Source organism: Burkholderia reimsis, from assembly GCF_003294055.1.
In the GTDB taxonomy this organism is placed as follows: domain Bacteria; phylum Pseudomonadota; class Gammaproteobacteria; order Burkholderiales; family Burkholderiaceae; genus Burkholderia; species Burkholderia cepacia.
Genome location: NZ_QMFZ01000001.1, coordinates 589539 through 612143 on the forward strand (window position 1 = coordinate 589539; position 22605 = coordinate 612143).

The 22605-nt window shown below is 68.7% G+C and carries 20 protein-coding genes; 13 read left to right on the top strand and 7 right to left on the bottom strand.

Going from position 1 to position 22605, the window contains the following annotated elements; genetic code table 11:
* Nucleotides 1–60: 60 nt before the first annotated feature.
* Nucleotides 61–747 (bottom strand): hydrolase, encoded by a 687-nt coding sequence (locus DPV79_RS02570; RefSeq protein WP_021158289.1) that lies wholly within the window; start codon nucleotides 745–747, stop codon nucleotides 61–63.
* 310 nt (nucleotides 748–1057) lie between these two features.
* On the opposite strand from DPV79_RS02570, the gene DPV79_RS02575 reads away from it, so the two are divergent.
* Entirely contained in the window at nucleotides 1058–1339 is a 282-nt protein-coding gene (locus DPV79_RS02575) for a XapX domain-containing protein (protein ID WP_021158288.1), read from the top strand.
* A gap of 115 nt (nucleotides 1340–1454) precedes the next feature.
* A complete protein-coding gene (locus DPV79_RS02580) occupies nucleotides 1455–2363 on the top strand; it encodes a LysR family transcriptional regulator (RefSeq protein WP_048027060.1) in 909 nt (302 codons plus the stop codon).
* Nucleotides 2364–2415: 52 nt separating this feature from the next.
* Here the strand turns inward: DPV79_RS02580 and DPV79_RS02585 are convergent, their stop codons facing one another.
* Nucleotides 2416–3879 (bottom strand): mechanosensitive ion channel family protein, encoded by a 1464-nt coding sequence (locus tag DPV79_RS02585; protein ID WP_113044726.1) that lies wholly within the window; start codon nucleotides 3877–3879, stop codon nucleotides 2416–2418.
* 360 nt (nucleotides 3880–4239) lie between these two features.
* Complete coding sequence (locus tag DPV79_RS02590) at nucleotides 4240–6033, bottom strand: ATP-binding protein (RefSeq protein ID WP_113044675.1); 1794 nt, start codon at nucleotides 6031–6033, stop codon at nucleotides 4240–4242.
* Nucleotides 6034–6546: 513 nt separating this feature from the next.
* Between DPV79_RS02590 and DPV79_RS02595 the strand changes: the two genes are divergently transcribed.
* A complete protein-coding gene (locus DPV79_RS02595) occupies nucleotides 6547–7188 on the top strand; it encodes an HD domain-containing protein (protein ID WP_113044676.1) in 642 nt (213 codons plus the stop codon).
* Nucleotides 7189–7240: 52 nt separating this feature from the next.
* Here the strand turns inward: DPV79_RS02595 and DPV79_RS02600 are convergent, their stop codons facing one another.
* The gene (locus tag DPV79_RS02600; RefSeq protein WP_021158282.1) at nucleotides 7241–8062 is read right to left on the bottom strand and encodes an alpha/beta fold hydrolase; all 822 of its coding nucleotides are present in this window, start codon (nucleotides 8060–8062) and stop codon (nucleotides 7241–7243) included.
* Nucleotides 8063–8132: 70 nt separating this feature from the next.
* Nucleotides 8133–8558 carry a DUF3331 domain-containing protein gene (locus DPV79_RS02605; RefSeq protein WP_021158281.1) on the bottom strand — a complete coding sequence of 142 codons (426 nt, stop codon included), beginning with the start codon at nucleotides 8556–8558 and terminating at the stop codon, nucleotides 8133–8135.
* A 558-nt stretch (nucleotides 8559–9116) separates the two neighbouring features.
* Between DPV79_RS02605 and DPV79_RS02610 the strand changes: the two genes are divergently transcribed.
* Entirely contained in the window at nucleotides 9117–9938 is an 822-nt protein-coding gene (locus tag DPV79_RS02610; RefSeq protein WP_042973930.1) for an alpha/beta fold hydrolase, read from the top strand.
* 144 nt (nucleotides 9939–10082) lie between these two features.
* Here DPV79_RS02610 and DPV79_RS02615 read toward each other — a convergent pair whose 3' ends face one another.
* The gene (locus tag DPV79_RS02615; protein WP_021158278.1) at nucleotides 10083–11660 is read right to left on the bottom strand and encodes an MFS transporter; all 1578 of its coding nucleotides are present in this window, start codon (nucleotides 11658–11660) and stop codon (nucleotides 10083–10085) included.
* 83 nt (nucleotides 11661–11743) lie between these two features.
* Here DPV79_RS02615 and DPV79_RS02620 point away from each other — a divergent pair, with 83 nt between their 5' ends.
* Nucleotides 11744–12790 carry an HlyD family secretion protein gene (locus DPV79_RS02620; protein WP_021158277.1) on the top strand — a complete coding sequence of 349 codons (1047 nt, stop codon included), beginning with the start codon at nucleotides 11744–11746 and terminating at the stop codon, nucleotides 12788–12790.
* Nucleotides 12787–14211 (top strand): efflux transporter outer membrane subunit, encoded by a 1425-nt coding sequence (locus DPV79_RS02625; protein ID WP_113044677.1) that lies wholly within the window; start codon nucleotides 12787–12789, stop codon nucleotides 14209–14211. Before DPV79_RS02620 ends, DPV79_RS02625 begins: the two co-directional genes overlap by 4 nt.
* Before the next feature lie 175 nt (nucleotides 14212–14386).
* On the opposite strand, the gene DPV79_RS02630 is transcribed toward DPV79_RS02625, so the two are convergent.
* Entirely contained in the window at nucleotides 14387–15658 is a 1272-nt protein-coding gene (locus DPV79_RS02630) for an NAD(P)/FAD-dependent oxidoreductase (protein WP_113044678.1), read from the bottom strand.
* A gap of 214 nt (nucleotides 15659–15872) precedes the next feature.
* Here DPV79_RS02630 and DPV79_RS02635 point away from each other — a divergent pair, with 214 nt between their 5' ends.
* The 7 genes from DPV79_RS02635 to DPV79_RS02665 all read left to right on the top strand — a co-directional run bounded on the left by DPV79_RS02635 (nucleotide 15873) and on the right by DPV79_RS02665 (nucleotide 22552).
* On the top strand, nucleotides 15873–16145 hold the full coding sequence (locus tag DPV79_RS02635; RefSeq protein ID WP_027792630.1) for a ubiquitin carboxyl-terminal hydrolase 14: 273 nt from the start codon (nucleotides 15873–15875) through the stop codon (nucleotides 16143–16145).
* Nucleotides 16146–16279: 134 nt separating this feature from the next.
* Nucleotides 16280–16765 (top strand): VOC family protein, encoded by a 486-nt coding sequence (locus tag DPV79_RS02640; RefSeq protein ID WP_113044679.1) that lies wholly within the window; start codon nucleotides 16280–16282, stop codon nucleotides 16763–16765.
* Between the two features lies 1 nt (nucleotide 16766).
* Nucleotides 16767–17993 (top strand): FAD binding domain-containing protein, encoded by a 1227-nt coding sequence (locus tag DPV79_RS02645; protein WP_113044680.1) that lies wholly within the window; start codon nucleotides 16767–16769, stop codon nucleotides 17991–17993.
* Nucleotides 17994–18079: 86 nt separating this feature from the next.
* Nucleotides 18080–18439 (top strand): DUF485 domain-containing protein, encoded by a 360-nt coding sequence (locus DPV79_RS02650; protein WP_113044681.1) that lies wholly within the window; start codon nucleotides 18080–18082, stop codon nucleotides 18437–18439.
* Nucleotides 18436–20094, top strand: a complete 1659-nt coding sequence (gene actP, locus DPV79_RS02655; RefSeq protein ID WP_113044682.1) for a cation/acetate symporter ActP — start codon at nucleotides 18436–18438, stop codon at nucleotides 20092–20094. Before DPV79_RS02650 ends, actP begins: the two co-directional genes overlap by 4 nt.
* A gap of 40 nt (nucleotides 20095–20134) precedes the next feature.
* Entirely contained in the window at nucleotides 20135–21259 is a 1125-nt protein-coding gene (locus DPV79_RS02660) for an amidohydrolase family protein (RefSeq protein ID WP_048027037.1), read from the top strand.
* A 168-nt stretch (nucleotides 21260–21427) separates the two neighbouring features.
* The gene (locus DPV79_RS02665) at nucleotides 21428–22552 is read left to right on the top strand and encodes an FAD binding domain-containing protein (RefSeq protein WP_113044683.1); all 1125 of its coding nucleotides are present in this window, start codon (nucleotides 21428–21430) and stop codon (nucleotides 22550–22552) included.
* The last annotated feature ends 53 nt before the right edge of the window (nucleotides 22553–22605 follow it).

Consider the following 22605-nt stretch of genomic DNA (forward strand, 5'->3'; position numbering starts at 1 on the left):
GATGGCGCGCATTCGTGCAGGACACGCGGCATCGGCACGGGCAGTCGCAACTGCCCGCGATTACTTCGCCGGAACCGGCGGAATCGACTCGTGCGGCGTCGCCGTGCGCGGTGCGGCCTTGTGGACCATCGTGTACGCGTAGTCGACACCCATCCCGTACGCGCCCGAGTGTTCCTTCGCGATCGCCATCACCGCGTCATAGGTCTCGCGGTGCGCCCAGTCGCGCTGCCATTCGAGCAGCACCTGCTGCCAGGTCACCGGCACGACGCCGGCCTGCACCATCCGCTGCATCGCGAAGTCGTGCGCGTCCTTCGACGTGCCGCCCGACGCATCGGCGACCATGTAGATCTCGTAGTCGCCTTCGAGCATCGCGCAGAGCGCGAACGTCGTATTGCAGACTTCCGTCCACAGGCCCGACACGACCACCTTCTTGCGGCCGTTCGCGGCCAGCGCGTCGCGCACCTTCTGGTCGTCCCACGAGTTCATCGACGTACGTTCGAGCGTTTTCTGGTTCGGGAACACGTCGAGCAGTTCGGGATAGGTATGGCCCGAGAAGCTGTCGCTCTCGACCGTCGTGATCGTGGTCGGGATGTTGAACACCTTCGCGGCCTTCGCGAGCCCGACGACGTTGTTCTTCAGTACCTGGCGATCGATCGATTGCACGCCGAACGCCATCTGCGGCTGCTGGTCGATGAAGATGATCTGGCTGTTGTGGGGAGTGAGTACTTCAAGCTTCGGATTGCTCATGGCGGTCATATCCTTTGACGCGGGAAAAGAGAGAGCCAGCCTCACCGGCCAACCGGGAGGCGCCCACTGCGCTGTGACGGGAGGTTCGCGTACCAGCCGGTGTCATTCAACACGCGAATTCATCGTAGCGCCAATTAATCGACCTGATTAATAAAAACCCTAAATTCAGGCCTTAAAAGATCTTAAAAGCCCCGAATTAAATACGCGCCTCCGGAGCAGACCTGCTACGCTCCGAATTGATTTTCCGATCATCGACCGGTCGGTATTTATCCGTATTTTTCACACGGTTGTCATTTCCCTTATCCGAATCATGACGTCCTATATCGCATCGTTATTGGCCGGCATTCTCGCGGGTGCCGTCTACGCGTTGATCGGTGTTGCATCGCCGGCGCCGCCCACCGTCGCATTGGCCGGCCTGCTGGGCATCCTCGCCGGCGAACAGATCCTTCCGGTCGCCCGCCGCATGCTGTCCGGGATCCAGCTGAAAACCGCGTGGAGCGACGCGAAGTGCGGCCAGCACATGTTCGGCACGCTGCCCGGTGCGCAGGCCACCCGGGCCGCCGCGAAGAAAGGGCCGTCGACACCGGCCTGACGCGCGCCGATCGAGGGCGCCTGGATCGCGTACGCGGCGGAATTGTCGTGAACCGTGTTGGAGCCGGGCGTGCTTGGCGATAACATGACAGCCCGATGCCCCCGTGGAATTCATCATGAAGCTGTCATTCGAAGCGCTCGAGGCACTGGACGCGATCGACCGCACCGGCACGTTCGCCGAAGCCGCCGAGCTGCTGCACCGCGTACCGTCCGCGCTGACCTATCTCGTGCAGAAGCTCGAAAGCGATCTCGGCGTCGCGCTGTTCGACCGCAGCGGACGCCGCGCAAAGCTCACGCACGCAGGACGTGTGGTCGTCGAGGAAGGCCGCCGGCTCCTGCATGCGGCCGAGCAGCTCGAACTGAAAGCGCAGCGCGCGCAACAAGGCTGGGAAACCGAGGTGCGCATCTGCATCGACGAGATCCTGCCCTTCGAGGCATTGTGGCCGTACGTGCATGCGTTCTACGGGCTCGAGATGGACACGCGGCTGCGCCTGTCCACCGAAGTCCTCGGCGGCACGTGGGATGCGCTGATTTCGCGGCGCGCGGATCTCGTCGTCGGCGCAGCGGGCGAGCCGCCTGAACTGCCGGACATCGTCGCGCGACCGATCGGCTCGCTCCGGCACGTGTTCGCCATCGCACCCACCCATCCGCTCGCGGCATTGCCCGAACCGCTGTCGATGGCGTCTGTCGTCGAGTATCGCGGCGCCGTGATCAGCGATACGTCGCGCGAGCTGCAGCCGCGCTCGGTCGCGATCGATGCCGGGCAACCGTATCTCGCGGTCCCCACCCTCGCCGCGAAACTGGCCGCGCAGTGCGAAGGGCTCGCGGTGGGCACGCTCCCGGATTGCATCGCGGCACGCGCGATCGCGCAGGGCAAGCTCGTCGCGCGCGAGGTGACCGGCATGCGCGACACGACGCAGTGCTATATCGCATGGCGCGGCGACGAAGCCGGACGCGCGCTGCACTGGTGGGTCGACCAGCTCGCTCAACCCGATCTCGTCGACCGGTTTACCGCGCTCGTGTAATTCCGCCGCCCGCGGCTTGCGTTGGCCCCCGGCCGCAGGCAACCGCCCCGCATCAGCCGAACGAATCGTGCAGGCGCTTCATCTCCTTCTCGAGCCACTCGATCAGGTTGAACGACGCGTGCGCACTCGCGGCCGGCGGGATCATCATCTTCTCCTCGGTCGCGATGTGTTCGGACAGCGATTCGCACATCAGCCGCCCGAGTTCGGGCTTGCGCGCAATCAGCGGCGACAGGTCGCCGCTGCTCAGTTGAAACGCCGTCACCGTCGTCATCGCATGGACGCTCGCGTGCAGTTGCGTGCCGGCCAGCACGACGGACTGGCCGATCGCGTCGCCCGGCGCCATCCGCCTGACCTCGATGTCCCCCGCCGCGCCCGGCACGAACACCGACGCGACACCGGCCCCGACGATCGTCAGCAGGCGCGTATCGGCATTCGATGCATAGATCACGTCCCCTTTGTGGAACACGCGTGACGCGAGCGCATCGGCGAGCACCGCCAGATCGTCGTCGCCGAGCTGCCGGAAGAGTTCGACCGCGCGCAGCAGCCGTTGCCCGCGCGACACCGGCCGGTGCGCAGCGGCCGTCCCGCCCAGCGGGCGCAACGCGATGTCCGCGGCGGCCAGATGCCGGTGGGCCAGGTCGTAGAGCTGGTTGCGCACGGCGATCTTCTTCTGCAGCGCATCGACGTAGCAGACGAGTTCGTATTCGACGGAATTGGTACGGAACGCCTTGACCACCGCAACCGGTGCGGGACGGGGCAGCACGTCCAGCGAGCTGGCGGCGGCGCGGTCGAGCGCATCGACGACGATGGCCGGCCGCACTTCCGGATCGATCTCGATCGTCAACGTCACGCCGTGCACGTTCTCGGGCTCGCTCAGGTTGACGATCGTCGTCTTCGCCGCCGTGCTGTTCGGCACGACGACCAGGTTGCCGAGGCCGTCGATCAGCTTGGTCGCGCGCCAGTTGCTTTCGACGATCCGCCCTTCCAGCTCGCCGATGGCCACCGTGTCGCCGAGCCGGAACGGCTGGGTGGTATTCAGCACGAGGCCGGAGAACACGTCGTTCAGCGTGTTCTGGACGGCCAGCCCGAGGATCACGGCCACCGCGCCCGACGTCGCGACCAGCCCGCTCAGCGGCAGGCCCAGCACGTAGCCGAGCGCGGCCACCGCGGCCGCGCCGAACACGGCGCCGGCGGCGATGTCGTGAAACAGCCGCTGGGTGCGCCACGCGCGCGGCAGCAGCAGGTGGTCGAGCATCAGGCTGAACACGAGCGCGCACTGCAGCCACCACGCGACCCCGATCACCTGGATCGCCAGCCGGTCGAGCCGGTCGGGCGACGGCGGCACCGCGAGCGGGCTCACGCCGGTCGCGAACAGCACATAGGTCAGCGCGGCGAACGACACGCAGCGCCCTATCGCCTTCGCCGTCGAACGGCCGGGCCCGAGCAACCGCCATGCGACGAGATCGACAATGACGATCGGTGCGCCGTAAGCGACCGTGGCGGAAAGGTTCAGCATGATGGAGCGGGCGGCAAGCGTGACACACGACGCGCGCGGAAGCCGCGCACGCACATCGCCCACGGCCCGATCCGGGGTGTAGCCGCGGGCGGCGAATCGTGGCGCGAAAGGTCGGGCTGGACAGGTTTCATGCGGTAGTCGTTCGATGACGCGCGAAGCCGCCGCGGCGGCACGTGTGGCGGCCGCCGCGCCACACCGGCATGCAGCGGCGCCGTGACCGCGCGACGCTGCAGCGCGAGCCGGCGGCCCGCCCGCCTGCCCGCGCATCGTCGACGGTCCGTGCGTCCAATGTAGACGCACCGGCCGGCCCGGTCATGTGTTCAACCTGAAACGTTCTGAAGCCGCGACGGCCGCGCGCCGCTACGATTCGCGCGGCGGCAGCTCGGTCTCGCCCGTGTCGAGCCCGAGCGCGTGCACGACCGACCACGCGTCGTCCGCGACCTGCGTCGACCCGGCGGTATGGGCAAGCGCGGCCGCATACGCGGCCAGCAGACGCACGCGCGCGTCGTCGCGCGTGCGCGTCTCGTCCATGTCGCGCATCGAATCGAGCGCCGCGCGCGCGCGTTCGCGACATTCGTCGACCAGCGACAGGTCGAACAGGCACGGCACCGCCACGGCCGCCAGCGCGATGCCGATCTCCGCATCGCCGTTCGGCGAAAACGCCCAGTCGAGCGCCGCGCGCAGGTTGCCGAGCTCGCGCCGGATCACGTCGAGCCGCGATTCGCCGAGCGTCCCGCCGTCGTCTACCGGCGCGAGCCGGAACAGCGCATGGAAGTAGTTCGCGTGGGCGCGGGCGGCAGCCGCGCACTCGCCGTTGTTCTCGAGCTGCTGCAGCGCGTACGCACGCGTCGTCGTCAGCAGACGGTAACGCGGTGCGCCGTGCGCGCTTTCGAGACTCAGCAGCGACTTCGACACGAGGCCGGCGATCGTGTCGAGCAGGTCCGCATCGGCCAGCCGCGTGGCGCCGACGATCTCCCGCACCGCGTCGATCGAGAAGGTGCCGCGGAATACGCCGAGCCATCGCAACAGCAAGCGCTCGGCATCGCCGAGCAGACGGTAGCTCCAGTCGTACATCGCCTGCAGCGTCTGATGACGCGGCAACGCCGTGCGAAACCCGCCGGTCAGCAACCGGAAATGGTCGTCGAGATGCGCGGCCAGCACGTCGATGCCGAGCACGGCCGCGCGGGCCGCGGCCAGTTCGATCGCGAGCGGCAGGCCGTCGAGGCGCCGGCACACCGATGCCATCAGCGACACGCTGCGTTCGTCGAGCGGGAAACGCGGATCGGCGGCCTGCACACGCGCCGAGAACAGCTGCACCGCGCTCGCACCCAGCGTTTCCGCATCGTCGGCACCTTCGCGCGGCACCTCGAGCGGCGGGATCGGACACAGCCGCTCGCCCTGGATACGCAACGCCTCGCGGCTGGTCGCGAGGACGCGCAAGCCGGCGTCGGATTCGGTCAGCGCGCTCGCGATCCGCGCGGCCGCGTCGAGCAGATGCTCGCAATTGTCCAGCACCAGCAACATCCGGCGGTTCGCGACACTGGCCAGCACCGCCTCGAGCGTCAGCGATCCGGCGGGCTGCGCGATGCCGAACGCCGCCGCCAGCGCGTCGGGCACGAATTGCGGAGCGGCGACCGTGGCCAGCGACACGAACGCGGCGCCGTCCGGAAAACGGGCTTCGGCGCGCATGGCCGCCTCGAGCGCAAGCCGCGTCTTGCCGATGCCGCCCGCCCCGACCAGCGTCACGACGCGCGCGGTGTCGAGCGCCGCCAGCACCTCGGCGACGGTCTGCTCGCGGCCGACGAGCGCGGTCGGCGCGGCCGTCAACCGCGACGGCACGGCGCGCACGGGGGGCGCGACGTCGGTCCGGCCGCCGACCAGCCGATAACCGCGCCCCGGCACCGTCACGATCAGGTTGCGATCGTCGGCGAGCGCCTTGCGCAACGCGGCAATGTGCACCTGCAGGTTGTTTTCCTCCACGACGGTGTGCGGCCACACGCGCTGCATGATCTCGTCTTTCGAGACCAGGGCGCCGTTCGCCCGAATCAGGAGTTCGAGAATTTCGAATGCGCGACTGCCGATACGCAGCAGTTTGCCGTTCGAGCGAATTTCACGCCTGTCAAGAAATACGTGTAGCGTTCCAATTCGGATCATGAGAATTTTCAATCGATAGCGTGCATCGATGCCCTGTCAAAAATGACATCGACTGGATGCTCATGCTACGGCATTTGCCCCTTGCAATGATTCAAATTATCAGAAGCTACTGAGCAAATTTTTTGAATCGATGAAAGCCGCGATTTTCCCGGCGCCTCCGCGTGGGGCGACGCTGCCCCTGTGCGGTGCGGCATTTCGCGCCCACTGCATGCGAAACAGTGATTCACCCATGAACCTGTTTCGTAGGATAAAAGCTGCGATTTGCCGGAGTTAATTTCTTCGACTCATCAATTAAAAATAGCCGCGCGCCGGATTGGCGGATCGGACCGGGTAAAAAAGACATGCTGGATGTGGCGTAACCGTGGTGTAACCGATTTCCCGGGCGGCGGTCGGTCGGATTTTCCGTTCATAACGATTCAGGCGCCGCTCAGGACATTCAGCGGCGCGGCGCGCAACGATGGATCGATGGCGCCAGCGTCGAGCGACTTTCACCACGCCGTGAGGAACACGACCATGGGCAACCGTATCGCCGGCATCAGGATTCCCGACGCCCCGCTCGCACGGGACGCCGCCGACACCGTACGCGCGTGCGAACCGGAACTGCTGTTCCGGCACGCGATGCGCGTGTTCGCGTTTGCATCGATCATCGGGCGGCGTCGCGGCATCGTGTTCAACGCCGAGCTGCTGTATGTCGCCGCGCTGTTCCATCACTTCGGCCTGACGGAGCGCTACCGGCATTCGCGCCGGCGCTTCGAGATCGACGGCGCGAATGCGGCGCACGCATTCCTCGGAGGATACGGCGTCGCCGCCGACGACGCAGCGGAGGTCTGGCGCGCGATCGCGCTGCATGCGGCGTTCGGGATCCACCCGTACATGACGCCGTTGACGGCGCTGCTCGGCGCCGGCGTCGAGACCGACCTCTTCGCGCATCACTTCGACGAGGTGAGCCGGTCCGAACGCGACGCGATCGTGCATGCATGGCCGCGCGGCCCTTGCTTCAAGGATTTGTTTCTCGAGGCGCTCGCCGCGGGCACCGCGCACCGCCCCGCTACCGCGTTCGGCAACGTGTCCGCCGACGTGCTCGAGCGTTGCGACCCGGACTATCGCCGGACGAATTTCTGCGGGCTGGTGCTCGGGTCGAAATGGGCGGAGTGAGCCGGCCGTCCGGCCGGGCCCGTGCGGCCGCGTCACCGCCGCCACCGCCGGATCATGCGCGCGCGAACGCCAGCAGTTCGTCGTTCAGGCGTTGCGCATGCGTCAGGTACAACGCGTGCGGGCCGCCCTCGTAGATGCTCAGCGTCGCGTGCGGCACGCGCCGCGCCGTGACGGCGCCCGTGAGCGCGAGCGGTGCCGTCTGGTCGTCGTCGCCGTGAATCACGAGCGTCGGCACGTCGAACTTGTCGAGATCCGCGCGGAAATCGGTTTCGGAAAACGCGCCGACGCAGTCGAGCGTCCCTTTCAACCCGGCCTGCAGCGCCATGAACGACGTCCAGTCGAGCGCGGCGCGCGAGATCGTCGAAGCGGCCCGGTTCGACCCGGTGAACAGCGGCCAGAATTGCTCGAGGAACGCCGCGCGATCGGCCACGATACCCGCGCGAATCCCGTCGAACACGGCGACGTCGACACCGTCCGGATGATCGTCGCGCCGCGCGACCAGCGGCGTCACCGAGCCGACCAGTACGGCTTTCGCGATGTGCCGCGTGCCGTGCCGGCCGATGTAGCGGGCCACCTCGCCGCCGCCCATCGAGAAGCCGACGAGCGTCACGTCGCGCAGCCCGAGCGTATCGATCAGCGTCGCGAGATCGTCCGCCAGCGTGTCGTAGTCGTATCCGGTCCACGGCTGGCCGGAGCGGCCGAAGCCGCGCCGGTCGTAGGCGATGCAGCGCAGGCCGTTCGACGCAAGGTGATGCATCTGGACGTCCCACATATCCGCGTTCAGCGGCCAGCCGTGAATGAACACGACCGGGCGCCCGGCGCCCCAGTCCTTGTAGTGAATCGACACGCCGTCGCGGGTCGTGAACGTGCTCATACGGATTCCTCAGTGGTGAAAAAGCGGCGCGCACCGGCGTCGGCCGGCGGACGGGGTGCCGCGTCAGTCGTCACGACCGGGACAGCCGGCCGATGAACCGGTCCATCTCGGTCGCGAGGATCACTTCCCGGTAGTTCGCGGGACGCTTGGCCCCGCGCCATTGCGGCTTGTAGATCGCGTCGCCCGGACGAATCGTCGTGCCGGTCAGCGCGCAGCGCGCGAGTGCGCGCGACTTCGCGCTGATCCAGCGCTGCTCGTCGTAGCGGCAGCGCGTCGGGTCGCTCCACGACACCAGGACCGACGAATCGGTCTGTCGCTCGGCGGCGATGATCGCGCAACGACGGCGCACGCCGCCGCTCGATGCGGCCGATGCATCATTGCAATGACGGCGGCGCGCGGTGTCCGGGTCGCGCACAAGCGACGGCGCGCAATGGCGTGCGGCCGGCGACGGGTCGAGCAGCGTCATCACGTGCTCCCAGCGATCGAATGCGTCCATGGCAGATCCAGGCAGGTGAGGCGGGCCGGATGCCTCGCACCCGCCCGCTACGCGATCGTCATCCGCCGCGCGAGCCGGCACCGGCCCGCAACGGGATGACCTGACGCTGACGATAGCGGGCCGCCGCTGAAGAGTCTTGATGCGAGACTTAATTTTTCTGGCCGGCGCGCGCGCAGGCGTCGCGCGGCGTGCACCACATACGGGCTTCACGAAAATTCAGCGCGATTTCAGTACAGCCCGCATGGCCGCGGGATAGGCTCCTGTCGGCTTTCGTTCACGGCGTTCGCGCGCCGGCCTGCGCGCGACCTCTCGAACACATGCCGGCTGCCCGCCGGATTGCCGCCTGCGGGCAGATCCGAACCCACCATCCAACGCGGCATCGTTGTACCGCACGTTCAAGGAGACTTCATGCGTCCCGCAGATACCGACGCCCTTCCCTCGGCACGCCGCCGAGACATGCTGCTCGCCGGCGCGACCGCCGTTGCAGCCGCCGCGCTGCCGGCAGCCGCCGCGGCTGCCCCCAAACACGCCGCTTCCACCCATCCAGGAACCCACACGATGAACACGATCACCACGAAAGACGGTACGCAGATTTACTTCAAGGACTGGGGCAGCGGCCGCCCGGTCGTGTTCTCGCACGGCTGGCCGCTGTGCGCCGACGCGTGGGATTCGCAGATGCTGTTCCTGGTGCAGCACGGCTTCCGTGTGATTGCGCACGACCGCCGCGGTCACGGCCGCTCGAGCCAGCCGTCGCAGGGCAACGACATGGACACGTATGCCGACGATCTCGCCGCGCTGATGAACGCGCTCGACCTGCACGAAGCCACGCTCGTCGGCCACTCCACCGGCGGCGGTGAAGTCGCGCACTACATCGGCCGGCACGGCACGAAGCGCGTCGCGAAGGCCGTGCTGATCGGCGCCGTACCGCCGCAGATGGTGAAGTCGGCGACCAATCCCGGCGGCCTGCCGATGGACGTGTTCGACGGGATCCGCAAGAACGTCGCGGAAAACCGCTCGCAGTTCTACAAGGATCTCGCGGTGCCGTTCTTCGGCTTCAACCGGCCGCAGGCAAAGGTGTCGCAAGGCACGATCGATGCGTTCTGGGCCCAGGGCATGATGGGTGGCGTGCACGGCCAGTACCTGTGCGTGAAGGAATTCTCCGAGGTCGACTACACGGAAGACCTGAAGAAGATCGACGTGCCGACGCTGATCCTGCACGGCGACGACGACCAGATCGTGCCGATCGACGATTCGGCCCGGCTGTCCGCGAAGATCGTGAAGCACGCGGAACTCAAGGTGATCCCGGGCGGCTCGCACGGCATGTGCGTCGTCGATGCCGCACGGATCAATGCCGAACTGCTCGCATTCCTGAAGGCGTAAGCCGCGCGACACGGCGCGCCGGACGTCATGCCGTCATGCCGTCACGCCGGCGCGCCCTTCAGCATTTTTCAGGAATTTTCAGGCCGTCGCGATTCCGCATGCCGCATGCACCGTCGCCGGGATCGCCGCTGCTGCGGCGGGCGCTCACGGCGTACGCGCCGGCCTGAGCAGCAAGCCGATCAGCGCGCCCGCGATCGCGAACGCCATTGCCACCCGGAAGTTGTCGGCCAGCGCGAGCGTGGTCGCCTGGACGCGAACCGCGCGGTCGAGCAGCGCGTAAGTCGCCTGGTCGCCTGCCGCGAAGGTCGCGCCGTGTGCGACCAGCGACGCCGCGCCGGCTCGCAGCCGCTCAAGCGTTTGCGGATCCGACAGCGTGACATGCAGACCGACGAGATTCGAATGGGTAGCCTCCATGATCCGCTGGATCACCGCGATCGACGTCGTGCCGAGCTGCCCGCTCAGCAGGCGCGTCGTCTGCACGACCGCGCCGAACGTCAGCGCGTGCTCGGCCGTCACGTGCTTGCCGAAAAAGAAGATCACCGACGTGAGCGCCATCGTCTGGCCCAGTGCCTGCAGCAGCTGCGACGGGATGAAATCGGGTTCGGCCCATACGGGCGTGAGGCGCGCGCCGAGTGCGAACGCGAACGCCACCATCACGAAGCCGGTGACGATCAGCCGGCGCGGATCGACGCGTTGCAGCAGCCATGCGACGCATGGCGCGAACAGCAGCTGCGGGATCGCGATCCAGCGCAGCGTGTCGCCGATCTGCAGCGGGCGCAGCCCGTAGGTGCTCGCGAGAAACGCCGATGGAATGAAGCTCGTGTTGAGCACGGTGAAGCGCACGAGGCCGACCAGCACGATCAGCCATGCGACGTTGGGCAGCGCGAGGTAGCCGAGATCGAGCCCGGCGCTGCGCGACGCCAGCTCGTGGATCAGGAACGCGGCCACCATCACGATGCCGACACACAGCAACGTGACGATCAGCGGCGACTGGAACCAGAACAGCCGTTCGCCCTGGTCGAGCGCGACGCACAGGCACGCGAACCCGCCGGCGCCGAGCACCATGCCGCGCGTGTCGATCCCGGACGCGAAGCGCTTGATTGGTTCGTTGGACAGCGACAGCATCAGGCACACGATGAACGGCACGGTCAGCAGCGCGTTCTGCCAGAACAGCCAGCGCCAGCTCAGGTGTTCGCTGTACCACCCTTCGAGCGTCGCCGACAGGTTCAGCGACATCTCGAGGTTCATCGCATACGCGGCGATGCCGAACGGAATGAGCCGCGGCGGCAGCGTGCGGACGACGAACCCGACGGTCAACGGCACGAACACGCCGGATGCGAAACCGGCTACGCTCTGGAGTGCGATGAACGTGCCGAAGTCCGTGCACAGTGGCAGCATGCTTTCGACGGCCAGGAATGCCGCGGCGCCCGCCAGCAGCACGCGGCGCGTGCCGAACACGAAGGCCGCCGCGATCGCGAGCGGCCCGACGAACATCTGCGACGCGGTGAACGCAGTGTTGATCCATGCGCCCTCGTCGAAGCCGACGCCGAGCGCGCCGCGTACGTCGGCGAGCCCGAGCGACGTGATGCGCGAGGTCAGCGTCGAGATGATCGCGCCGAGCAGCACGGCCGCGATCGCGGCGATGGAACGAAACGTCGGTATGTCGGTGGCCGGCGCGGCCGGCCCCGGTGTCGCGCCACCGGGGGCGAACGTGGTATTCATCGTCGTGCGGCTCCCGTATTTGAGGCTCGCGCAAGCATAGCGCGATGTGAAGAAACCTGTCCGTTCGATGGAGTTACCCGATCGTGAGCACGAACCCGACGAACCCGACCGACGCGTCGAGCCCGCCGCCCGCCTCCCCCGCGCGCTCGCGCAGATGGCCGATCGTGCTGATCGCCGGCGCCGCGCTGTTGCTCGTCGCGCTGCTGGTCTACGAATACGACGCGCATGAACGCGGCACCGACGACGCATACGTGACGGGCCACCTGCACGTGATCTCGCCGCGCGTGGCCGGCACCGTCGAGCGCGTGCTGGTGGACGACAACCAGTTCGTGCATGCGGGCGACCCGCTCGTGCGGCTCGACCCGCGCGATTTCGACGTGCGCGTCGCGCTGCAGCGTGCGCGCGTTGCGCAGGCGCGCGCCGATGCGATGCGCGCGAAGGCGCTGGTCGAGCAGGCCGACGCGACGCTCGTGTCCGCGCACGCCGACGCCGAGAAGGCCGAACTCGACTACGCACGGGCGCGCGAGCTGACCCGCGAAACACCGCGCGGGTTGTCTCAACAGGAATTCGATGCGGCCAACGCGGCGCGCAAGTCCGCGCGTGCCCGCATCGACGCGGCACAAGCGCAGCAGCGCAGCGCGCAGGCCGCATGGCAGGCGGCCGACGCGGTGTCGCACCAGGGCGACGCCGACTTGCGCGATGCGGAGTTGCAACTGCAGTACACGACGGTCGTCGCGCCGTCGGACGGCCGCGTCGGGAAGAAGACCGTCGAGACCGGCGAGCACGTCGCGCCGGGCCAGGCGCTGCTCACGCTGGTCGAACCGCACCCGTGGGTCGTCGCGAACTTCCGCGAAACGCAGCTCAAGCACGTGCGCGCCGGCGATGCCGTGCGGCTGCGTTTCGACGCGCTGCCGGACCTGACCTTCAACGGGCACGTCGACAGCCTGTCGCCCGCGACCGGCGGGCAGTTCGCGCTGCTGCCGCCCGACAACGCGACCGGCAACTTCACGAAGGTCACGCAGCGGGTGCCGGTCAAGATCCTGCTCGACGGGCAGGCGTCGACCGAGCCGCGCATCCGGCCCGGCCTGTCGGTCGTCGTCACGCTGCAAGCCGGCCGGGAACAGCCATGAGCCGCCTCGCCGCGCTGCTCGCCGCCGGCCTGCTGGGCGCCTGCACGATCGCGCCGCAGCCGCTCGCGCCCGTCCCGGTCGGCACCGACCGGTTCCGCCACGCGGATGCGCCCGGCGAACCGGCCCCGTCGCTCGCCGGATGGCCCGCGTCGTTCGGCGATGCGCCGCTCGTCGCGCTCGTCGATGCGGCGCTCGCCGGCAACTTCGACATCCGTGCCGCCGCCGCGCGCGTCGACCAGGCGCAGGCGCTGCTCGGCGTGCGCGAAGCCGCGCTTTCCCCCACCGTCGGCGTCGATCCGTCATTCAACCGTTCGCGTGTGTCCGGCACGGTCGACAATGCGTTGCCGAAGCGGCTGATGCACAACTGGTCGGTGCCGTTCAACGCGAGCTATGAAGTCGATCTGTGGGGCCGCCTGCGCGGCGACGCGGAGATCGGCAGGCAGAACGTGCTGCAGGCCGACGCCGATCGCGCGGCCGTGCGGCTGCGCGTCGCGACCGAGGTCGCGAGCGACTACCTGACGCTGCATTTCGTCGAGGAGGATCTGGCGACGCTCGCCCGCGCGATCGAACTGCGCCGCACCGCACTCGACGTGATCGCCGCGCGCGTGCGGGCCGGCGCGGCGAGCGATCTCGACGCGCTGCGCGCGGCGGCCGATCTCGATACCGCGCGCGCCGATCTCGCGGACAGCCGGCGGCTGCGCGAGAACCTCGTCGATGCACTCGCGGTGTTGACCGGCGTGTCGCCAACCAACTTCACGGTCGCGCCGACCGCCGCCGCGATTCGCGTGCCGGCGGTGCCGCCCGGCCTGCCGTCCCTGCTGCTCGCGCAACGGCCGGACGTCTATGCGGCGGCGCGCCGTGTCGATGCGGCATCGCTCGAAACCGGCGTTGCCCGCACCGCATGGCTGCCGACGCTGACGCTGACGGCCCAGGGCGGGTTCGCGAGCCGCGACCTCGGCTCGTTTCTCGAGCGCAACAGCTCGCTGTGGGGCCTCGGGGCGAGCGTGGCCGAAACGCTGTTCGACGGCGGCAAGCGCGACGCCGCGGTAGCCGCCGCGAAGGCCGGCACGGCGCTCGCCGACGCGAACTATCGAGCGACCGCGCTGGGCGCGCTGCGCGAGGTGCAGGACGCGCTCAACGACATCGCCGCGCAGAACGAGCGGATCGTGCGCTACGACAGCGCGGCGCGCTCGACCGAAGCGGCCGCACGGCTGTCGCTGAGCCGCTATGCACATGGCTACGTCAGCTATCTCGAGGTCATCGATGCGGACCGCGACGCATTGAACGCGCAACGCCAACTGATCCACAGCCGCCAGGCGCTCGCGATTGCGACGGTCGACCTGGTGCGCGCGCTGGGCGGCGGGTGGACGCCGCCCTCCGTCGCACCGCAAAACGTCGCGCAACGCGACGACCGGCTCTGAAAGATACCCGCCGCGCGGCCGGCGATGCAACACGACGTGCGTGCGGTCACGCAAGCCACGGACGCTGGCAACACGGTGGCCGCATGAGCGCCGTTGCCGTCGCCGTCGTCATCGTCGCGGCGCGGCCCGCCACGTCGGAGCCCGCACCGCTGCGCCGCCCGGCCCGCCCCGCGCTTCAGGTTCCGCTCGGCCGGTGTGCGTCCTCGCTGAGGAACCGGTGCACGAACGTCACGGCCATCGCCCCTTCGCCGACCGCCGACGCCACCCGCTTGACCGACCCCGAACGGACGTCGCCCGCCGCGAACGAGCCGGGCACGCTGGTTTCCAGGTAGTACGGCCGGCGCTCGAGCGGCCACACGCGCGCGAAGTCCGGGCAGTCGTACAGGTCGCTGCCCGTCACCAGGTAACCGCCCGGATTGCGGATGATGTTGGTGTCGCGCGCCCATTCGGTGTTCGGCGCGCCGCCGATGCAGACGAACAGGTGCGTGGCCGGCAGCACGTCGCGCGCGCCGTCTTCCGTGCGCAGCACGATCGCCTCGAGCCGGCCGTCGCCCTGCAGCGCGTCGACGGTCGTGCCGTAGCGCACCGTCACGTTCGGCATGCGCTCGATCCGGTCGATCAGGTAGCGCGACAGCGTTGCCGCGAGCGACGCGCCCCGGACGATCATCGTGACTTCGCGCGCGTGCCGCGCGAAGTTCATCACGGCCTGCCCGGCCGAATTGCCGCCGCCGACGATGAACACGTGCTTGCCCTCGCACATCGGCGCTTCGCTCGATCCCGCGCCGTAATACAGGCCCGCGTTGAGAAACTTCGATTCGTCGGGCAGGCCGAGACTGCGGTATTCGATCCCCGTCGCGCAGATGTTCGCGCGCGCGGTCAGGATCGAGCCGTCGGCCATGTCGACGCGGATCTTGCCGTCGACGAACGTCGCATGCACGCCCTCGCGCATCATCAGCAACTCGACGCCGAACTTCACCGCCTGCTGGCGCGCGCGCTCGGCCAGCTCGGCACCCGGGATGCCGTCCGGAAAGCCCATGTAGTTCTCGATCAGCGAACTCGTGCCTGCCTGCCCGCCGATCGCGTCGCGTTCGATCACGACGGCCCGCAGGCCCTCGGACGCCGCGTAGACGGCCGCCGACAGGCCGGCCGGGCCGGCGCCGTAAATCGAGACGTCGTACTCGATGAAGCGTGGCCGGGAGACCCAGCCGAGCTTCGCGGCGATCTCCGGCAGCGTCGGCTGGTAGATGCACGTGCCGTCCGGAAACACGACCACCGGCAGCCGGACGTCGCGCAGCGGCGCGATGCCCAGCTCGCGCACGCAATCGGTGTCGGACGTCAGCTCGCACCATTCGTACTCGACCACGCCGCGTTTCAGGAAGTCGCGGATCGCGTAGGCCTCCTTGCTGTGAGGCAGGCCGATGACCTTGACATGCTGCGACTGCGCCATGAGCGTCTCCCGTTGACCGCGTGTCGAATCCCGGCCGGTTCCCGCGCCGGCCGCACGTGTGACTGTAGTCGTCATCGTCGCCACGGCCGCCATGTTTCATAAGAATTAAGGTCCGCGCGCGATGCGCGCCGTCCACAATGAATCGTGTTCCCCCGCTCGCAGCTTCGCGCCGGCCGCGCTGCGAGCGCCCCCTGCGCCGGCATCGGAGCGGCAGATGGCCACGACCTGCACCCACCTCGGCGAAGCGCGCATCCTGAACACCGACAAGGACTACTGCGAGGAATGCGTGAAGTCCGGCAGCCGATGGGTGCATTTGCGCCTGTGCCTGAGCTGCGGGCATGTCGGCTGTTGCGACTCGTCGCCGAACCGTCACGCCAGCCGGCATTTTCATGAAACGACGCACCCGCTCGCCCGTTCGATCGAGCCCGGCGAGCGCTGGGTCTGGTGCTACGCGGACGACGTGATGGCCGGCGAAATCACGCCGTAACCCGCCGCGCACCGGCATCCGGCACCGTTTTCGACCGAGGGTATACACGGTTCGATCGCGGCTTCTTCTCGCCGCATTTTTCGACTAGTATTTATCGAACGATAACTTATCTATCGATAAACAAGAGGTTCGTCATGACGGTATCCAGACTCGCGCACTACTCGATCCGCACGCTCGATCTCGAGCGATCGTGCCGGTTCTACGAACGTGTGCTCGGCTTCAAGCGCGGCTACCGGCCGCCGTTCGACTTTCCCGGCGCATGGCTCTACAAGGGCGGCGACGAAAGCGATTACGGCACGGTCCACATCATCGGCGTCGACCCGGCCAACCCGGACGGGCTCGCGGCCTACCTCGGCGACAAGACGCTGCCGGCGTCGGGCACCGGCACCGTCGACCACATCGCCTTCCTCGCGACCGGCGTCCAGGCGATGTGGGACACGCTGCGCGCCGAACACGTCGTGTGGCGCGATCGCACCGTGCCGAGCCTCGGGCTGCACCAGGTGTTCATCGAGGACCCGTCCGGCGTGACGATCGAACTCAACTTCCCCGCCGCCGAAGTCGCGGGGCTGGCACTGCCCGCCGCCGTACCGGCCGGCGACTCGCAAGCACACGGAGACTGACATGAACCACCGCACTTCGACCAAACGCAAGGCCGCGATCGTCGGCGGCTCGCTGGGCGGCCTGTTTGCCGCGAATCTCCTGCTGCGCAACGGCTGGGACGTGGACGTGTTCGAACGGGTGCCCGACGCGCTGTCGGGCCGCGGCGCCGGGATCGTCACGCACCCCGAACTGTTCGACGTGATGCGCGCCGCGGGCGTGCGGATCGACGCATCGATCGGCGTGGAGGTCGAGTCGCGGATCACGCTGGGCCGCGACGGCACCGTCGTATCGGAACGCCGGATGCCGCAGACGCTCACCGCGTGGAGCAAGATGTACCACGTGCTGCGCGCGGCGCTGCCCGACCAGCATTACCGCGCGGGCGCGGTCGTCACCGACGTCGCGGACGGCCCCGGGCACGCGTCGGTCACGCTCGCCGACGGCTCGGTCGTGCATGCCGACCTCGTCATCGCGGCCGACGGCTTCCGCTCGGCGATCCGCGAGAAATTCCTGCCGGACGCGCGGCTGCAGTATGCGGGCTACGTTGCGTGGCGCGGGCTGGTCGACGAACCCGGGCTGTCGGAGGCGACCCACGCGACGCTGTTCGGGAATTTCGCGTTCGGCCTGCCGCCGCACGAACAGATCCTCGGTTATCCGGTCGCCGGCCAGGGCAACAGCACGAAGCTGGGCGAGCGCCGCTACAACTTCGTGTGGTATCGCGCGACCCGCGAGGACACCGACCTGCCGAACCTGCTCACCGACGCGACCGGCAAGCTGTGGGCGGGCGGCATTCCGCCGACGCTGATCCGGCGCGAGGTGCTCGACGACATGGAAGACGCCGCCCACGCGCTGCTGGCGCCGCAGTTCGCCGAGGTCGTCGCACGCGCTACGCAGCCGCTGTTCCAGCCGATCTACGACCTCGAAGTGCCGAACATGGCGTTCGGCCGGATCGCGCTGCTCGGCGACGCCGCGTTCGTCGCACGGCCGCATTGCGGGATGGGTGTCACGAAGGCCGCCGGCGATGCCCTCGCGCTCGTCACCGCACTCGCCACGCGCGCCGACACGCTCGACGCGCTGGGCGAATACAGCGAGACGCGCACGGCGTTCGGCGCGGCGATCGTGGAGCATGCGCGCCACCTCGGCGCCTACATGCAGGCGCAACTGAAGAACGACACCGAGCGCGAAATGGCCGAGCGCTATCGCACGCCGGAAGTCGTGATGCGGGAAACCGCCGTCCCGCCGCATTTCTGAGCATGCACGGGCGCCGTGCGCGACCCGCGCGGCGCCCATCGCCAAGCCAAGCCATGCCAGGCCATTCCAGACGAGAAGGAGACACCGTGAACCACCCGCTTCCGGCCACCGCCGGCACCGCGCCCGAACCGGCCGCACCGTCATACGCCACGCATCCGCTGCTGCGCGATGCCCGCTTTCGCGAACACGTCCGGCGCAGAAGGCTGTTCGCCTGGTCGCTGACGTTCGTCATGCTCGCCCTCTATTTCGCGTTCATCCTGACGCTGGCGTTTTCGCCGACGCTGCTCGGCGCGCCGATCGTGCCGGGCCGGCCGACTCCGTGGGGCATCCCGGTCGGGTTCGGCATGTTCGTCGCAACGTTCGCGCTGGTCGCGCTTTACGTGTTCCGCGCCAACGCGGGGCACGACACGGTCGTCGCGGCCCTTCGCCACGGAGACGCATCATGAAACGCCTGCTCCCCGCACTGCTCGCCGCCTGCGGCTGTGCACCGGCGTTCGCGGCCGGCCCGGCCGCGCTCGCGCACGGGCACAATCCGGTCGCGATCGGCATGTTCGTCGTGTTCGTCGCATCGACGCTGTTCATCACGCGCTGGGCCGCGCGCAAGAACCACAGCGTGGCCGACCACTACGCGGCGGGCGGCAAGATCACCGCGTTCCAGAACGGCTGGGCGATCGCCGGCGACTACATGTCGGCCGCGTCGCTGCTCGGCATCTCCGCGCTGGTGTTCACGAGCGGCTACGACGGGCTGATCTATTCGGTCGGGTTTCTCGCGAGCTGGCCGATCATCCTGTTCCTGATCGCCGAGCCGCTGCGCAACCTCGGCAAGTACACGCTCGCCGACGTCGTGTCGTATCGCCTGCGGCAACGGCCGATCCGTGCATTCGCGGCGTCGAGCTCGATCGTCATCGTACTGCTGTATCTCGTGTCGCAGATGGTCGGCGCGGGCAAGCTGGTCGAGCTGCTGTTCGGCCTGAACTACACGGTCGCGGTGCTGGTCGTCGGCGTGCTGATGGTCGTCTACGTGTTCTTCGGCGGGATGCTGGCCACCACCTGGATCCAGATCATCAAGGCCGTGCTGCTGCTCGCCGGCGCGGCGTTCATGGCGATCATGGTGCTGAGCCGTTTCGGCTTCAGCCTCGACGCGCTGTTCGCGCAGGCGATTCTCGTCCACCCGAAACACGCGGCGATCATGCGCCCCGGCGGGCTGGTGTCCGATCCGGTCTCGGCCGTGTCGCTCGGCCTCGCGCTGATCTTCGGCACCGCGGGCCTGCCGCACATCCTGATGCGCTTCTTCACGGTCGGCGACGTCAAGGCGGCCCGCAAGAGCATCCTCTACGCAACCGGCATCGTCGGCATCGGGTATGCGCTGATCATCGTCATCGGCTTCGGCACCATCGCGCTCGTCGCGTCGGACCCGCAGTACCACGACGCGTCCGGCGCGATCGCCGGCGGCGCGAACATGGTGGCGATCCACCTCGCGCATGCGGTGGGCGGCAACGTGTTCCTCGGCTTCATCTGTGCGGTCGCGTTCTCGACCATCCTGGCCGTGGTCGCCGGGCTCACGCTCGCGGGTTCGTCGGCGATCTCGCACGACCTCTACGCAAACGTGCTGCGGCGGGGGCAGGCGTCCGACCGGGACGAAATGCGCGTGGCGCGCGCCACGACCGTCGTGCTCGGCGTGCTCGCGATCCTGCTCGGCATCGCGTTCGAGAAGCAGAACATCGCGTTCATCGTCAGCCTCACGTTTTCGATCGCGGCCAGCTCGAATTTTCCGGTGCTGCTGCTCTCGATCTACTGGCGCGGGCTGACGACGCGCGGCGCGGTGCTGGGCGGCCTGCTCGGGCTCGCCACGGCCGTCACGCTCACCGTGCTGAGCCCGACCGTGTGGGTCCAGGTGCTCGGCCATGCGCACGCGGTCTATCCGTACGAATACCCGGCGCTGTTCTCGATGGCGGCGGCCTTCGCCGGCGTCGTCCTGTTCTCCGTCACCGATCGGTCGGCACGCGCGCACCGCGAGCGCGCGCAGTTCGACACGCAGCTCGTCGCGTGCGAGATGGGCCTCACGGCGGGCATCTCGACGACCATCACGCAACGCGGCTGAACCGCACGTCACGCACCCTCGATACTCCATGAGAGACACCATGCTGAATTGCACCTGCTGCCCGTCGCCGGGACGCCGCCGCCTGCTAGGCGCGCTTGCCGCGTTCGCGGGCACCGCCGTCGCCGGACAGTCCGCGTCGGCCGCCGGCAGCGCCGGCACCCCGGCCGCGCTGCCGCCGCACCGGCCGCGCTCGATCGACATCCACGCGCATTACTACCCCGAGAGCTTCTGCGACCTGGTCGGCGGCGAAGGCAAGCGCTTCGGCGGCTCGTTCGTGTGCGACGACACCTCGTTCACGTTCCGCACGCCCGCCGGCGGCCTCGGCCCGCTGCCGATGAAGTTCATCGACATCGATGCGCGGCTCAAGGACATGGATGCGTCCGGCGTCGACGTCCAGGCGCTGTCGCTCAGCGTGCCGATGGCGTACTGGGGCGACCGGCCGTTCAACGCGAAGCTCGCGCGCGACTGGAATGCGTCGGCGTCGCGCGTCTACCAGCGGCACCCGACGCGTTTCGTCGTGCTCGCGACGCTGCCGATGCTGAACGCGGCCGACGCGATCGACGAACTCGAACGCGCCGCGCAATTGCCGGGCGTGCGCGGCGTGTACATGGGCACCAACATCGACAACCGCGATCTCGACGATCCGCTGTTCGCACCCGTGTTCGCCCGCATCGAGCAACTGGGCCTGCCGGTGTTCCTGCATCCGCAACAGACGGTCGGCGGCGCGCGGCTCGGCGATTTCTACCTCAGCAACCTGCTCGGCAACCCGTTCGATACCGCGATCGCGGGCTCGCACCTGATCCTCGGCGGCGTGCTCGACCGCTACCCGACGCTGGAGATCACGTTGCCGCACGCGGGCGGCGCGTTGCCGATCCTCGTCGGGCGCCTCGACGCGGGCTGGACCGTGCGGCCCGAAACGCGCCGGCTCGCGCAGAAGCCCAGCAGCTACCTGCGGCGCTTCAGCTACGACACGGTGTCGCATTCGGGCCCCGTGCTGAACTTCCTGATCGAGAACGTCGGCGTCGACCGGCTCGTGCTCGGCAGCGACTACTGTTTCGACATGGGCTACGAGCAGCCGGTGCGCTTTCTCGACCGTGTCGACCTGAGCGCGCAGCAGCGCGCGATGATCCTCGGCGGCAATGCGGGCAAGCTGCTGCGGATCTAGCAGTCGGGCCGGCGCACGGCGGCCTGCCCGGCGCGCTTGCACCGTCGGCGCAGCCCGCGGCCGGACATGGCAAGATCCGCAGCAGCCGTGGCCGCAGGCGCGCGGCGCCGTGCATCACGACGCCTGGCCGGGACGCACGCCACCGGCCGCACACCGGAGTCACCCACGATGAAGATAGTCATTGCAGGCGGATCGATCGCCGGTCTCGCGGCCGCGCTGACGCTCGACTGCGTCGGACACGACGTGACGGTCTGCGAACGCTCGCCGTCGCCGCTGCGCGGCCAGGGCGGCGGCGTGGCCGTATTGCGCCGGATGATGGCGTTTCTCGAACAGCATGGCCGGCATTGCCGCCACGCGATCAGCGTGCCCACGCACCGGCGGCGCTGGATCGATCGCAACGGCATCGTCACGCGCGACGAGCCCGAGATACTGCCGTTTTCGTCGTGGGACGCCGTCTACCGTTCGCTGTGCGAAACGCTGCCGCACGGGCGCATCCGGTACGGCTGCACGGTCACCGGCTTCGACCAGGACGCGGACGGCGTCGACGTCCACCTCGGCGACGAGCGCCTGCGCGCCGACGTGCTGATCGCCGCCGACGGGGCCGGCTCGACCCTGCGCGCGCAGCTCTTTCCCGGTTATGCGCCGTCGTTCGCCGGTTACCTCGCGTGGCGCGGGATCGTCGACGAAGCGGATTTCGATGCCGCGTCGATCGCGCCGCTGGTCGAGAACATGACGCTGCACAAGGCGCCGGGCGAGCTGTTCATGGCGTTCCTGATTCCCGCGCTCGACGGCTCGCTCGTGCCCGGCACGCGCCGCTTCAACTGGCTCTGGTATCGCAACGAAGCCGATCGCGACGCGCTGCGCCACCACCTGACCGATCGGGCCGGCCACGTCCATCACGCGTCCGTGCATCCGGGGCAGCTCGCCGACGACGTCGTCGCGACGCTGCGGCAACTCGCCGGCGAACGCCTGCCGGCCCTGCTCGCGCAACTGGTGCACGCGACGCGCATGCCGTTCAACCAGGCGATTTTCGATGCGTTGAGCCCCGCATTCGTCGATGGTCGAGTCGCGCTGATCGGCGATGCGGCGTGCACCGTGCGCCCGCATACCGCATCGGGCACGTCGAAGGCCGCGAGCGATGCGGTGTCGCTCGCCGAAGCGTTGCCGGCGGACGCGACCGACGTCGTCGCGCGCCTCGCGCAATGGTCGGCGCGACGGCGCGACGAAGTGACGTCGCTGCTCGAGAAGGGCCCGCAGCTGGCCGCGGCGTTCGGTCTCGGCACGCCGTGCTGACGCAGCGGCGCCCGCGCCGGGCCGGGCCGCAGCGGGGTTCAGAACGTTTCAGC

Excerpts from the sequence above, each read along its gene's own strand:
- DPV79_RS02570 (WP_021158289.1), bottom strand. The coding sequence starts at position 747 with ATGAGCAATCCGAAGCTTGAAGTACTCACTCCCCACAACAGCCAGATC.
- DPV79_RS02575 (WP_021158288.1), top strand. The coding sequence starts at position 1,058 with ATGACGTCCTATATCGCATCGTTATTGGCCGGCATTCTCGCGGGTGCC.
- DPV79_RS02580 (WP_048027060.1), top strand. The coding sequence starts at position 1,455 with ATGAAGCTGTCATTCGAAGCGCTCGAGGCACTGGACGCGATCGACCGC.
- DPV79_RS02585 (WP_113044726.1), bottom strand. The coding sequence starts at position 3,879 with ATGCTGAACCTTTCCGCCACGGTCGCTTACGGCGCACCGATCGTCATT.
- DPV79_RS02590 (WP_113044675.1), bottom strand. The coding sequence starts at position 6,033 with ATGATCCGAATTGGAACGCTACACGTATTTCTTGACAGGCGTGAAATT.
- DPV79_RS02595 (WP_113044676.1), top strand. The coding sequence starts at position 6,547 with ATGGGCAACCGTATCGCCGGCATCAGGATTCCCGACGCCCCGCTCGCA.
- DPV79_RS02600 (WP_021158282.1), bottom strand. The coding sequence starts at position 8,062 with ATGAGCACGTTCACGACCCGCGACGGCGTGTCGATTCACTACAAGGAC.
- DPV79_RS02605 (WP_021158281.1), bottom strand. The coding sequence starts at position 8,558 with ATGGACGCATTCGATCGCTGGGAGCACGTGATGACGCTGCTCGACCCG.
- DPV79_RS02610 (WP_042973930.1), top strand. The coding sequence starts at position 9,117 with ATGAACACGATCACCACGAAAGACGGTACGCAGATTTACTTCAAGGAC.
- DPV79_RS02615 (WP_021158278.1), bottom strand. The coding sequence starts at position 11,660 with ATGAATACCACGTTCGCCCCCGGTGGCGCGACACCGGGGCCGGCCGCG.
- DPV79_RS02625 (WP_113044677.1), top strand. The coding sequence starts at position 12,787 with ATGAGCCGCCTCGCCGCGCTGCTCGCCGCCGGCCTGCTGGGCGCCTGC.
- DPV79_RS02630 (WP_113044678.1), bottom strand. The coding sequence starts at position 15,658 with ATGGCGCAGTCGCAGCATGTCAAGGTCATCGGCCTGCCTCACAGCAAG.
- DPV79_RS02635 (WP_027792630.1), top strand. The coding sequence starts at position 15,873 with ATGGCCACGACCTGCACCCACCTCGGCGAAGCGCGCATCCTGAACACC.
- DPV79_RS02640 (WP_113044679.1), top strand. The coding sequence starts at position 16,280 with ATGACGGTATCCAGACTCGCGCACTACTCGATCCGCACGCTCGATCTC.
- DPV79_RS02645 (WP_113044680.1), top strand. The coding sequence starts at position 16,767 with ATGAACCACCGCACTTCGACCAAACGCAAGGCCGCGATCGTCGGCGGC.
- actP (WP_113044682.1), top strand. The coding sequence starts at position 18,436 with ATGAAACGCCTGCTCCCCGCACTGCTCGCCGCCTGCGGCTGTGCACCG.
- DPV79_RS02660 (WP_048027037.1), top strand. The coding sequence starts at position 20,135 with ATGCTGAATTGCACCTGCTGCCCGTCGCCGGGACGCCGCCGCCTGCTA.
- DPV79_RS02665 (WP_113044683.1), top strand. The coding sequence starts at position 21,428 with ATGAAGATAGTCATTGCAGGCGGATCGATCGCCGGTCTCGCGGCCGCG.